This is a genomic window from Tolypothrix campylonemoides VB511288_2, assembly GCF_045999855.1.
Taxonomy (GTDB): domain Bacteria; phylum Cyanobacteriota; class Cyanobacteriia; order Cyanobacteriales; family Nostocaceae; genus Scytonema; species Scytonema bouteillei_A.
On record NZ_JBFPMW010000006.1, the window covers coordinates 284,763 to 298,492 of the forward strand.

General features: G+C 42.7%; 10 protein-coding genes. 4 read left to right on the forward strand and 6 right to left on the reverse strand.

Going from position 1 to position 13,730, the window contains the following annotated elements; genetic code table 11:
* The first annotated feature begins 172 nt into the window (after window positions 1–172).
* Window positions 173–319, forward strand: a complete 147-nt coding sequence (locus AB0756_RS20270; RefSeq protein ID WP_153021425.1) for a hypothetical protein — start codon at window positions 173–175, stop codon at window positions 317–319.
* Between the two features lie 69 nt (window positions 320–388).
* Here the strand turns inward: AB0756_RS20270 and AB0756_RS20275 are convergent, their stop codons facing one another.
* From AB0756_RS20275 to AB0756_RS20285, 3 genes are all read right to left on the reverse strand, one after another.
* Entirely contained in the window at window positions 389–1,786 is a 1,398-nt protein-coding gene (locus AB0756_RS20275) for a glycosyltransferase family 39 protein (RefSeq protein WP_408019771.1), read from the reverse strand.
* Between the two features lie 479 nt (window positions 1,787–2,265).
* A complete protein-coding gene (locus AB0756_RS20280; protein ID WP_038081667.1) occupies window positions 2,266–2,751 on the reverse strand; it encodes a hypothetical protein in 486 nt (161 codons plus the stop codon).
* A gap of 336 nt (window positions 2,752–3,087) precedes the next feature.
* Complete coding sequence (locus tag AB0756_RS20285; protein WP_038081701.1) at window positions 3,088–3,687, reverse strand: glutathione S-transferase family protein; 600 nt, start codon at window positions 3,685–3,687, stop codon at window positions 3,088–3,090.
* A gap of 56 nt (window positions 3,688–3,743) precedes the next feature.
* Here AB0756_RS20285 and AB0756_RS20290 point away from each other — a divergent pair, with 56 nt between their 5' ends.
* Window positions 3,744–4,319 carry a TetR/AcrR family transcriptional regulator gene (locus AB0756_RS20290; RefSeq protein WP_237265993.1) on the forward strand — a complete coding sequence of 192 codons (576 nt, stop codon included), beginning with the start codon at window positions 3,744–3,746 and terminating at the stop codon, window positions 4,317–4,319.
* Between the two features lie 103 nt (window positions 4,320–4,422).
* Here AB0756_RS20290 and AB0756_RS20295 read toward each other — a convergent pair whose 3' ends face one another.
* From AB0756_RS20295 to AB0756_RS20305, 3 genes are all read right to left on the reverse strand, one after another.
* Window positions 4,423–5,046: a Uma2 family endonuclease gene (locus AB0756_RS20295; protein WP_038081700.1), complete on the reverse strand. Its 624-nt coding sequence runs from the start codon at window positions 5,044–5,046 to the stop codon at window positions 4,423–4,425.
* Between the two features lie 321 nt (window positions 5,047–5,367).
* A complete protein-coding gene (locus tag AB0756_RS20300) occupies window positions 5,368–7,356 on the reverse strand; it encodes a hypothetical protein (protein WP_050046610.1) in 1,989 nt (662 codons plus the stop codon).
* Between the two features lie 179 nt (window positions 7,357–7,535).
* Window positions 7,536–10,394, reverse strand: coding sequence for a CHAT domain-containing tetratricopeptide repeat protein (locus tag AB0756_RS20305; protein WP_038079990.1), 2,859 nt, complete (start codon window positions 10,392–10,394; stop codon window positions 7,536–7,538).
* Between the two features lie 127 nt (window positions 10,395–10,521).
* Here AB0756_RS20305 and AB0756_RS20310 point away from each other — a divergent pair, with 127 nt between their 5' ends.
* Both AB0756_RS20310 and AB0756_RS20315 read left to right on the forward strand, forming a co-directional pair.
* Window positions 10,522–11,292, forward strand: coding sequence for a DUF928 domain-containing protein (locus AB0756_RS20310; protein WP_038079988.1), 771 nt, complete (start codon window positions 10,522–10,524; stop codon window positions 11,290–11,292).
* A gap of 165 nt (window positions 11,293–11,457) precedes the next feature.
* Complete coding sequence (locus tag AB0756_RS20315; protein WP_038079986.1) at window positions 11,458–13,683, forward strand: CHASE2 domain-containing protein; 2,226 nt, start codon at window positions 11,458–11,460, stop codon at window positions 13,681–13,683.
* Window positions 13,684–13,730: the final 47 nt, after the last annotated feature.

Here is a 13,730-nt window from a genome sequence, read left to right on the forward strand (position 1 = left end):
CCAGGCTCAGCCTGGGAATGCTGTCTTTGGAGGCTCCGCCTCCAGTGGAGTGCGAGGCAGAGCCTCGCTGTATGCATTCCCAGGTAGAACCTGGGAACGAGAGTGGGTAAGTGAACGCACTACCCATCGAAATTAATGTGGTGAACCACTAGCTTTTCCGCACTCTGGAGACGTGCAATTGCGTGAGGTAGGCACTTCATGCGATCTGCCCTCTGGGCTGGAGCGAAGCGATCGCGCAATTCTACGTGTGGAAATCCGCATGACAAGACTTACTGATGGAGCGATCGCTTGTGAAGTCCGGACTAAAACGGTGTTTTAAGAATAATTCCATAGAAGGGTATGGAAGGGAGAACAACCGTTTGCCCTAATAATTTTATTTAAAGTTTGTTTAGCGCTCTATTTTCCAAAGCGTAGTTGGAAATGAAGCTTTCCAGACAAAGGTATTTAAATATAAATCTTGATATGCTGGTTCAATTTTGAATTGTTGTTGCTTGAGATAAGAAACTAGCTCTTGAGAGGGATAAACTAAGAACACATTGCTGAACTCATTGGGAATTACGACCTTTGTTGGGTGAGATACCAGCAGGACTTTGACATGAGAAGCCAGTTCATAGTTTAAAGGAGCTACGGCGAAAACCTCTGCATCTGATATTAAAAGCGGACGACTTGCTTCGTTGATTATATTAGATGACTGACTGACAAAGTTTTCTTTTCCATTCCAAGTTTCTGTTGAAGAACTTATTGCACAAGATAAAATTCCAATAGAGATGATTACAGTAAAGGCAATTCGCCACAATTTTGTATGGACTGGAATCGAAGGTTTAGTTATTTTTGTCGCTAGTAAATAAGCGATCGCTATTTGAACTCCTAAAACACACGGAAGTATATATCTATCTATAGCAGAACGCCTTCCCCCTAATGTTAAATCTGGTATCGCAATGGCAAGTGCAGTTACTCCAGTGAAGCACATAATAAACAGCCAAGTATCTTTTGGGGCGTGCTTGTAAAGAAAATAAAATGCATAAATAGCTAAAGGAACAAAAATTCCCCCAAACACAGCTACAAAGGCTTCTTCAGAAAGTAAAAACTTTTTTTCAAAAAAATCATGCCAATAAATAAAAATATCACAAATAATCTTTGTCCAAGAACAGAATAAATCCGTAAAAGCAGCAGGCTCATTTGTCCAGTCTGTTCTAATTTTAGCGGTCTCTGAATTAGTGAGTAAAACTAATATCCAAGGAGAATATATCACAAGAACAAAAATAACAGTTGATAAATATTTTTTAATTTTGTGTGTTAGAGAAAATTTTTCCTTAATAAGGAGATAAACTCCATGTCCAATAAGAACGAGATTTGAAAAGAAAAAAGAATAAACATTGAGTACTGAAATCACTCCATAAATCAACCAATCTTTCTTGCGATTGAACTCCACCGCCCGCAGGAAAGCTGCACTTGATAGTAAGAACATTAAAATCCATAACATTCTAGGTCTAGCAATTTGAGCGTGAGCAATATGAATAGGTGAAACGGCAATTAAAGCTACAGAGATTGATGCTACTACTGGTGATTTAAATAGTTCCATACACAGCCAGTAAATAGCAAAAAATACCAGAAAGCTAGTCAAGACTGTAAAGCTTCTCATTGCTATGAGAGAAGTACCAAACCATTGCATCCAAATCCTAACTAATACAAAATAAAGTGGTACGTGTTGGGGAGCTTCATTTGCTGTAATTTTTATGGTATCGAACACGTTAGTTTCTGGAGCAATTTGCCAAAACTTTTTCATTTCTTCAGGCGTAATAATCTTATCCCTAGGAATTGAAAGTACAGTTTCTCTTTGATGCCCGCCTGCTCGTGTTAAAGTAATAAATTCATCTCCATCAAAAGGTTTTTTATCGAGGTTAACAACACGAAGAAATATACCTATAACCAATATAATAATTACCAATAAACGTAGATTTTTTAGAGGCAATTGATAATTTGTTAGCTTTGTTTGAGACAATACCACTTCACATAAACTCCGACACGTAACAAAATCATATCACGAGCTTGACTCGCCCAACTTGATTGCTAAAGCCCTGAAGTTTTATGCTTTAGAACTTCCAAACTGATAAAGGTGTCAAAAAGTGTATTTGAAAATAGGAAAATTTTTAGGCCATCGCTTTGCTGTAGCATAGCGGCAGATCGCTAATTAAGAAAGACCAAGAGCCCTCTTTAATTACTTTCAAGAGAAAATAATATAAAATGCTTCCAGTATAAGGATTACTAAAACCCGACTTCCGTACAGTACCATTGGGATACAGTGGGTTTGGCGCAACTGAGCGAAAAACTGGCATAGATACAAACAGCCATAAGAGTGTAAGTTGCAATCAGCATAATGAGAAGTTTTTGAGATGTCAGTGTTTGAAAAAATTTCTGTTTATACGTACTTCCTACTACTGCACCCAAAATTCCACCAATAGGGGCGAGACTAACCATCATAAATAACACTGGTAACGAGCCAAGACCACCACCTTTTCCCCAGGATTGCACCAGTCCCGGTACGGAATAGGTTGGCATCATGCAGATAAGCATTGTCCCAAAGAAGGAACCAAGGATTGCAGGAATCATCGTTTTATTAATACGGTGTTTAATTGCCCCAATGATTAATCCAACAACAAGACCGATCGCAACGGAGATAAATATACCAAATATGGTACTGGCAAACAAATTTGGCACAATGTAATTAAAAATGAGAGTTAAATTCAACATAAAAGTACAGTGCGATGTAGCTCAACGATGCAAACTTTAGCCGACCGGGTTCCCAGTCATTCACCATTTTCTCCATCAATTACGGTATTTGTCATCGTAAGATTTATTATAAGTGCGCTCCCCCTACAGCAAAATCGAGAATTTTCAAAAACACGATTAACAAATTCTTCTTGGGCTCTGTCAAACTATCTTAAGAACTTTTATGCCCAATGGGATTAGTTGTTAAAGAGTCTTAAGTGGTTGGTGTTAATCAAATAACTCACAATTGAAACCTTGTAGACGATCGCAAACTTAGAATTACGAATATTCGCTGCACAGCAGGTTGGCGTCGGTAGTTTACAATCCCACCATAGGAGTGTAACCTGGTAGTTGCTTGATTCGTTCTATCCAACTCAGAACGTGTTGATAGGGTTCCAGTGAAATTTTGCCATCAGGTGCAAGAGCAATGTAGGGAAAAACTGCTATATCTGCAATGGTGGGGCGATCGCACTCCAACCATTGGCGATCGCTTAAATGTTGGTTAAGCTGTGTAAGAATAAATTCTGCTTTTTGGGTTGTCCAGTCAATATCGACATAAGTGGCATTAAACAGATGATACCGACGTGCCAATTCCGGACCCTGACGGATTTCACCTGCTGTTGTGGATAGCCAACGCACAACTCGGCTCAGTGCTACAGCATCAAGAGGTAACCATTGTTCGCCACCATACTGGCGAGCTAAATAGACTAGTATTGCTTGAGCATCTGCAAGCGTGGTATCGCCATCTACAAGAACGGGAACTTGACCAAAGGGGTTGATGGTAAGAAATTCAGGAGACTTGTGTTCTCCCTTTATCAAATCAACTTTAATCCATTCATACTCAATATTTAAAAGCGATAGCAAAAGCCTGGGTTTGTAGCTGTTACCGGATAATTCGTAACCGTAAAGTTTAATCATGAATTTTTTTGTATACCAATCGTTTAGTATGGATAATGTACCAATCGTTCGGTATAATGTCAAGAGGTCAATTTTTAATTCCTCAATACATGGCAAAAGATACTTACATCCCCTGTTTGCTGCAATTATTTCGACAATATGGCTACGATGGCGCAACCCTATCCAAAATATCTCAAGCAACGGGGCTTGGGAAAGCAAGCCTCTATCATCATTTTCCTGGCGGTAAAGATGAAATGATGATGGCTGTATTGGATTTTCTCAATAGCTGGTTTGAGCAACACATCTTAAAAGCGCTGCATTCAGAAGGAGATGTGCGGACTCGGTTGTGTAGAATGTGCGATCGCGTTTTGGAATTATATGACGGTGGGGAACAACCCTGCTTGACAGCTATAATATTGATGGGGTCAGCACGAGATGTTTTTCATGCTAAAGTGCAAGCAGTTTTGCGTGCTTGGATTGATGCGATCGCAAATGTTTTAATAGAAGCAGGATTTAGAGAATCTTTAGCAAAAGAACGAGCACAAAATGCCCTCATAGCAATTCAAGGAGCTTTGATAGTAGCGCATGGGTTAGACGATTTAACACCCTTTGAACGTGTTGTCAAACAATTACCGCAAGAACTTTGTTCTTGAGTTGTAGGAGGGCTACCAATAGGCGATCGTGCAAGTCAACCTCAATAACACTGCTGAGACAAATATGGGGTCACCGTGCCAATCCGGGTTTTTTGTTTGAAAGTTAATTGCGGCTGGCTACCCGAAAAATCTGGTCAGCAGTCAAATTTAATTCAGGAAAAGTCGGTGAGATAATGCGTTCGCTTCCTCTGAACTGGCTGACCTGATACTCATCTTCGACTAGGTAGTACACAGAGAAAGTTGGCTGCTTGGGATTACCGATAAACTTACGTCCACCTAACGCGGCGTAATCTGCAATCCAGTACTCAGGAATACCCATTTCCTCATAGTCAGCGAGCTTTTTGTGATAATCATCACGCCAGTTTGTGCTGACTACCTCAATGACTAAAGGAACTGATGCTGCATCAGATACAGTTGACTCCTTTTTCCACAGAGGTTCATTGATTAAGTTAGGGTTGTTTAGTAGCAGCACATCCGGCGAGTAAGCCGATTCGCTTTGGGTCGGTTTAACAAATGCTGTTTTGGGAATGAAATAAGGCAGTTTCAAACGTTTGTATTCTGTGACTATCTCTCCGACTAAAAACCCAACAACTTGTTCGTGGTCTCCTGTTGGTGGTGGCATTTCAACAATTACTCCATCGTGTAGTTCATAGCGTCGTTGCGGGTTTTCTGGGTACCAAGCAATAAATTCGTCGAAAGTTACTCGTTTGGTTAAGGCTTGGGTCATTTGTCCTCCTTCTCTTGCTCTTGAAGTTTTTTGGCGAGCGCTTCTGATATCAAATCCGGTTGATTGCACACAGATATAATTACATCATAATGAGCGTTTTAGCCATTTGGAGTTACTTGGCCTTTACTTGCTGCAAAATCAATATCTAAGTATATAGCTATGATTTTAGGCACTTAGCGATCCCCCCTAGCCCCCCTTAAAAAGGGGGGAAAATACTCTTAAAGTCCCCCAATTTATCGGGGGATTTAGGGGGATTTTGAATGTTTTGCTACTGATGACAGGACTTTTCAAATATCCTCTAAGACAAGCTGCAAACTTCCTCTACCGAGGGTTGAAGTCTGCGGCTTGAGACAGGGCGTAGTTGCTGGTTTTTCCTGGAATCGACCGATCCGCCTTAAGTGCTTCGCCCCGTAAAATTTGGAGAAGGATCTCGATTGTCTGTTGCAGGTGAGTCCGCCCATCTTCCAATGTAGCTTTTGGGTCCATATATCCCCCCGGAACCTGATGTCCGACGGGTCCAGCAGAAATGATGGTAATTTTACCTTCGCGCTTGCCTCGATTCCAGTAAGATAGAGGGAAGATTTTCCAGCGACCCGGAAATACGATGGGACCCAATCGCTCAACGGTGTCTTTGTCGCCAACAATGTGATAAAGATGTTCCAACACCAAAAAATTGTTGTTAGCGCTCATCACGCCACCTAGGGAGATAACATCAATCGGAGCTCCGGTCGATCGCTTTAAGTAGGGAGCAGCAGCAACAGACATTTCTCCGCCACCGCTGTAGCCAAGTAGAGTAATAGGTACGCCGCTTCTAGGTTGGTAACCGCGCTTGATTAAACCATCAAAAATGACTTGAGCGATGCCTTGATTGTAGATAGGTCCATAGCGTTTGTCGGAAGACACCGCCACAATAATTACGTTTCGCAAGTTCACCAGCAGTCCTAACAAAGCCGCCGGATTTGTCCACCGCATTTTATCTGCCAGACGCCATAAAAATGCTAGCGGGCGGTCTTCATTGAGGGGCTTGTTCAGCACCGAATACATCATTAATCCCTGCACTAATTCCACACCTGAAGGTAAGGAGGGTTCGAGCGCCTTCAAAAAATCTTCAATATCCGGTGTATATTCTGCTCCCGACTGACCAACCCCATCAAGATAAACGACATAGCGATCGACAGATGGATGGTGTGTCGATCGCTCGATCCCTGCTGATGTAGGAGACGTATCGATCTCGTCATCATACCAGCCAGCCCACCACCCCAGGGATTCCAGTGGTGCGAGAATTCCGGCAAAGACGAGCGCAACTACACCAATCCAAACCAAATCGAAAATCAGCTGCCACAAACCCTGTAGATTGGGGTAAGAGCCGAATAAACCGTTGCGAATCGGACGCAACAGCACTAGGATAATCATAAAGGCGATCGCCATCACCAGCAAGCTCAGTACTAGTTTTACAGGCTGCGGAATGCCCTGCGTTTTGCGGTCGAGTTGCACGAGTGGATCGGATGTATTGGTGCGTTGAGTGATGTTCAGGGGAGTTGAGACGCTCGGTCGATCTGTCAGGTTTTGAGTGACGCTACGGGCTCTCTCTGAAGCAGAACGACCGGAAGCTTGAATAAATTCCTGAATTTCGGGGAATCGAGTTTGAGATGCGGTAATAATCGGCTCCGCCGGTCTGCCCCCCTCCAACACCCGCTCTATAAGCTCTTCACGCGTATCGATCAAATCGACTCCCGCAACGCGATCGGCAAGACTGCGACCGAGACGCGCAATGGGCTGTCCGATGGTACCTTCTAAAAGCTGCTTTACCAACCAACCGAGCGCCACATAAACCAAAGCAGATCCAACTTCAACCCGAGCCACCGCAGCAAACCCTACGACCATTGCTAACAAGTTCCAGACGGAAAGCAGGTTGGCGATCGGATAACCCAAGTAAGGCAAAGCTCCTAAAAAGCCAAACAGCTGGGGAACATATCCCAATCCAAACACTTCGATTAAGGTCAGCAACGGTACGCGTGTCGATCCAGGTAGCAGACAAATGACCCAGGTACTCAGCGTTAAAAAGAGAAAGCCAACCGTAAACAGAACTGCATTCAGCAACAAGCTAAACGCAAATCTCCATAACTTAACGCGGCTAATAAACAGAACAATGAATTGTCCAACCGCAAGCGATAGACCTGAGAGCAGCACGACAAGCAACGCTAACCAGAGCCCGTCGGGAAGCGTTGCGATCCGTTGAAAGGCATTGAATTTGAATGCAAACGCACCCCCAATCAGTTCATGCCATTGATTCAACGCTGTGTCAATCATTGTGCTGCTCCAAATTGAAATAACTCAATGTCAATCAAGTGATGTAAATATCAACTATCATGCTTGACGATGCAGAAACAATCAATCTCTTGGTACATTTGAGATAATATTCATGCAAGATGTAGCAGTCCGTGTAAGAGTTACAAACACCTCTTTCTTGTCCCTACATCCCCCTAATATTAATTCCATTCACCTTGTAAAGTGAAAGCAGCCCAGTAGTAAGGTGCAGCATATTTTTGAGTCTGCCATATTTCTACCTGTGCTGCTCGCAAAGCTGCTGCAGGCGTTAATTTTTCTTTTAGCATCTTCTTGTAAAATGCCTTCATGAGTTCTGCTGTTGCTTGGTCATCCACACTCCAAAGACTCACCACAACTCGCGGGCTACCCGCATACATAAACCCCCTTGTTAACCCTACCAATCCTTCTCCCTTAACTTCCTCTCCCAAGCCAGTTTTACAGGCGCTAAGTACCACCAGTTCTGCTTGCAGCTTAAGGTTAAAAACATCGTGCAAGCGCAAAAACCCATTTTGCGGCACTCCTTTGTCATTAAAGAGCGACAACACGACTCCTGATAGTTCTGGATGCTTGCTGTTGAGGATGCCATGAGTCGCAAAATGAATCAGGCGATATTGACTCAAATCGCTACTTGTAGCCGTGGTACGACTTGCACTAAAGTCAAAAGCTGGCTTACCTTCGTTAGTTGGAACAAGAGCAAGAATTTGCTCTGCTTCTTGACGTGTAAACTGCAAGCGCTGAAAGCTAATGTCTGAATCTCTGGCAGATCTGGTTAAATTGAGACTATCTAAACTGTTTTCTGAATTTGATGGGCGAGACGCCTGTCTTTTACCTTGGAGACGCTCATCATCAACACTAAAGATAGGATCTGCTAACACAGCTAATGTTTTCGTTGCAGGTTTGCGTTCTTTATGTTCGCGTCGGAGTATCGCTAGTGTAGACGCTGAGGGTAGAGTAATAATTTCGTGGTTGAGCAGTAACGGTTCGTATTTACCATTATTTTGTGAGTTGGGTAGAGTCAGGGCGGCAAATGGCACGTACTGCAAAGCTCCATCACTAACAACGACTAAGCGTTTCTGTCCCAGTTGCTGAGCTACTGGTGCTACTATTAGCTGAGATAGAGTATCTATAGATGGACTGTGCTTGAGATATGGAGTCGTTACGGATTGACGAAACTTTTGGACAGCGGCTTCAATATCCGCACGCTTGGGCAGTTCGTAACTGGTTATCTTTTTGTTAGTGACTGCCCAAAGATAACTGCGCTTTTCCCCCAAAGAATATTCTAAAAGCAGTGTGCGATCGTCAAGAATTTGTTGCTGAATTTGCGGAACTGAAAGAGGTTGAGGTTGAGTGAGTGCTGCATAACGGGGACTCGTAGCGCGGATCTGTGCTTGGACTTGCTCGTACTGTTGTAAAACTGCTTCATTTTCTTTTTCTAAAGCTTGTGTCTGTGCTTCAGTGCGATCGCCACCTAATAGCTGTATCCGACGTTTTTCTAAAACATCCAGTTGTTGTCGTAAGTTACGTTCTTGAGAGAGTAACTTCGGGTCCACTCCTTGGCGAATATCTGCATTCGCTTCTGTCAGCAACTCCAAAAGACTGCGGGCGCGGGCGCGTTCGCTGGTTTGCAGTGCTAGAGCATCGTATCCTTGAGATGGTTGCTGTTTGTGCAACTGCATGAGCAAATCAATATAAAACTGATAATAATCTTGTACTGTAGCAAAATAGGAAGCCCGCAGTTCTTGGGAGTTTATTTTGGTGCGTAAATCTTCTACAATGTCGATGACTGTTTTGATTTGAGTGAGAGCTGCATTAAGATTGCCTTGATTCCGTTGAACGGAGGCAATGTTATACAAGCTCTGCGCTTCCCCTCCCCTGTTTCCTAGCTGTTGATATACAGGTAAAGCTTGGTGGAAATAATCCAGTGCTTTTTGCTGTTCTCCCAAACTTAAGTGAACTCTGCCAATATTATTAAGATTGGCTGCTAACCCTAATTTATTTTCTACAGATTGAAATAAAGGTAAAGATTGTTGGAAATAATCCAGCGCTTTTTGTTTTTCTCCTAAATTTAAGTAAACTGTACCAATATTGTTTAGGCTCCCAGCTTCCCCCAGTTTGTCTCCTGTATGTCGTTTGAGAACAAGGGATTGCTGAAAATAATCGAGCGCTTTTTGCGTTTCTCTCAAGTGTAAGTAGACTGTACCGATATTATTGAGAGTATGTGCTTCTGCTGACTTATCTCCTGTTTTTTGATACAACGGTAAAGATTGACGGAAATATTCTAGTGCTTTTTGCTGTGCTCCAAAATCCAAGTAGACATAACCAATATTATTAAGAGTACGAGCTTCCCCTCGTTTATCTCCCACCTGTTTCCTCAAGGAAAGAGATTGTTGAAAATAATTCAATGCCTTTTGCGGATCGCCTAAATCTAAGTAGACATTGCCAATGTTGTTAAGACTGATAGCTTCTCCTGCTTTATCTCCCATCTGTTGCTTGAGCAACAGGGCTTGGTGAAAATAGTCCAACGCTTTTTGGAGTTCTCCTGAATCTAAGTAGACTTTGCCAATGTTACTCAGAGTAATCGTTTGTCCTTTTTTATCTCCTATCTGTCGCCTCAGTGATAGGGTTTGATTTAAATAATCCAGTGCTTTTTTCTGCTGTCCTAAATCTGAGTAGATTTTACCAAGATGACCGAGGGTGAAGGCTTCTGATGAGCGATCGCCCAATTTACGATACAGTGGAAGTACAGCTTCAAATTTGGCGATCGCTTGTAGCAAAGATTCTGCTGTTCCTTGCTCGTAGAGTTGTTTTCCCTCTTGAAACAATTTTTCAGCATCAGCAGGAGTTGAATTTGGCAAACTTGTCTGCGATCGTTGTGTAACATTCACTACCCAAGATTCTTTGGCAGTGACAGAACTTGATTCAACAAACAACAAAATGCTGGCAAAAAAAATACTAGTGCGACCTGCTAGCAATACAAGCGAATGCCATCGGATTAAATCACATACCCTCCATTTTGCCATAACAGCACCTTTATTCTCTAGCTTACTAGCTATAGCATTCCCAAAAGCCCTCGAACGATCGATATTCGACCCAAGTTTTGGGAACAATAATAGAGTCAATCTCTAAAACTCATGCATTTATATCGACATGAAATGGATTCAAGCATCTTTGTATCTTGCAGCCCTTTCCTTACCTGTTTGTTGGAATTTCCTTCGGGTCTCTGCTCTCACACCGCAGAACCAGAGTTACCACACACCTAAAACATGGCAAATCAGTCAAGTTTTTAAGCCACCAAAGCGGGGAAAACCTCCTGCAAGTGCTGGTGGAGGGACTCGCAGTGTCTCTTGTCTAAAAGGAAACAAACAACTAACCCCCTTAACGCCTTCAGAGAAATTGGGGCTGACATTAGCTGAACGTCCAACATTTTTTTGGTATGTACCTTCATCTTCGGCCCAAACAGCCAAGTTTGTACTTCTAGCTGATAAAGATCGAGAAGTATTATATGAAACATCCCTGACTCTTCCCAATAAACCCGGAATCATTAGCTTTAAAATTCCCGATAGTGCTCCCGCACTTGCCGTGGGTAAAACTTATCACTGGTATTTCACCATTGTTTGCAATGCTGAAGACGCTAGCGAGAATCCTCTTGTCGATGGCTGGGTAGAACGCACTCAAGCAGAATTACCCCTGTCGGAAGCCTTAGCCAAGGCAGATTTGTGGAAGTTACCTGCTATTTATGCAGAAGCAGGGATTTGGCATGAAGGATTAACAACTCTCGTGCAGCTGCGCCGTACTGAGCCACAAAACTTAAAAGTAAAGATGAATTGGAGACAATTTTTAAAATCAGTTGGTTTAAATGCGATCGCCTCAGAACCATTGATCGATTGCTGTACGGCAGAAAATGCATCACCGAAATAGTTGAGATACAGTAGCACCCCTATTGCAACTGCAAATCTTTTTTCAATCTGTCGTCTGATTTTGGAGAAATGGTCTAACTTTTTCCAGGAAATCGTATTATTTATGACTCCATTTAATTGGTTTATCTGCGTGCATCTGCGGTTTCCTAATTTTTGATAAAAAATAATGATGTGGACAAAGCTGAAACCGCGAATTTGGCAATGGCGGGTTATTTTATTTGCATTTCCCAGTGTTACAGCCCTAACAATCGCACTCCGCTTAACTGGATTACTCCAATTATTAGAATTAGCAGCACTGGATCAATTTTTTCTCCTCCGACCTCGAGAGCCAGTTGATACACGTATTGTGATAGTTGATATTAACGAAGCAGATATTCGCAAACAAGGTCATTGGCCCATATCCGATCGAGAGCTTGCTAGAGTATTAGAGAAAATCAAACAGCAGCAACCTAGAGCCATAGGTTTAGATCTCTATCGAGATTTACCCGTAGAGCCCGGTCATCAAAAACTGCGCGAGGTCTTTGAGTCCACTCCCAATATAATTGGAGTACAAAAAGTTTCCGATACTTCCGACAGTTCTGCGGTCAATCCCTCTCCCATACTCAAACAACGCCAGCAAATTGGAGCCAACGATTTCCCCTTAGACAGCGATGGTAAAGTTCGGCGCGGATTGTTGTATCTAAATTTAAACGAGGAGGAGACTCTTGAAAGTTTTGGGTTAAAACTCGCATTGTTGTACTTAAAACCTGAAGGGATTACTGCAAAGCCAGCAAAAAGTAACTCCAATTACTTGCAATTGGGTGAAAGTGTTTTTTATACTTTTGAACCTAATGATGGGGGCTATGTCCGAGCGGATGCTGGTAGCTACCAAGTGCTGTTAAATTACCGGGGAGGGATACAGCAGTTTACCAAAATTTCCCTCACAAATGTTCAAGAAGACCGCATTCCGCCAGATTTAATGCGTGGCAAGGTGGTATTAATTGGAGCATCTGCTGAAAGTTTGAAAGATGTATTCTACACGCCTTATAGCAGTCATATATTAACTTCCCCCAAACGCATGGCGGGTGTAACAATTCATGCTAATTTAATCAGTCAAATTTTAAGTGCGGCTTTGGATAATCGTCCACTCATAAAATGCTTACCTGAGGTGCTAGAATGGTTGTTGATTTTAATTGCAGCAATCTTTGGTGCCACTTTGTGTTGGGTGCAACGACACAATAACACTCAGAAAAATATCACGATTGTCAGTATTTTCCTAGCCAGTTGCTGTCTGCTGGGTGGTAGCTTTATGGCGTTTCTAGCTGGTTGGTGGATTCCCGTTGTCCCTTCACTGCTAGCATTAGCAGGCTCGGCGATCGCTGTTACCCAGTATCTTGCCCAAAGTGCTACCGAAATGAGAAAAACTCTCGGTCGCTATCTGACAAATGAAATACTTGCAAATATATTAGAAACTCCTTCTGGTTTAAAGTTAGGGGGAGAGCGAAAAAAAGTCACAGTCCTTGTCTCCGACCTTAGAGGTTTCTCGGCTCTTTCCGAACAATTACCACCCGAACAAGTCGTCAACGTTCTCAATCTTTATTTAGGAGCCATGACAGATGTTATCGATCGCTACAAAGGGACAATTAGTGACTTTATGGGTGATGGCATCTTTGTCATGTTTGGTGCGCCCATAAATCGTAATGATGATTCCCAAAGAGCCATCGCCTGTGCTGTAGGAATGCAATTAGCAATGCAGCACGTGAACGAACAAATTCAGCAAATGAATTTACCAATGCTCGAAATGGGAATTGGGATCAATACAGGCGAGGTTGTGGCGGGGAACATCGGTTCTCAAAAACGCGCCCAGTACACAGTTATTGGCAGTCATGTCAATTTGGCAGCTCGAATCGAATCTTATACAGTGGGGGGACAAATTTTAATTTCCGAAAATACTCGCAAGGATGCTGATATTGACCTCCAGGTTACCGGACAGCTGCAAATAGAACCTAAAGGCATGAAAGAACCCGTGACAATTTTTGAAATTCGAGGCATTGGGGGTGATTATAACCTGTTCTTACCCCAAGATGATGAAGGCATCATCGATCTAGAGCAGGTCGTTCCAGTGGAATATACGGTTTTGCAGGGAAAACACGCAGTTGGAGCAGTATTTCAGGGGGAATTAGTGAGTCTTTCAGAAAAAGGGGCGCATTTGCGATCGCCACATTCTTTAGACATCCTCAGCAATCTAAAACTCAAATTATTAATTGAAGCAGACCTGGAAACAGAAGAAAAATACTTCTATGCCAAAGTCATCAAACAATCGGGAGATAGCGGATATCATTTTTTGATTCGGTTTACAGCTATTCCCCCAAGAGCGATCGCAGTTCTCAATACACTACGCAATACATCATAAAGGAGCATTCCAATGAGAGAAAAAACGCCGACGATTGGAAATCGCGG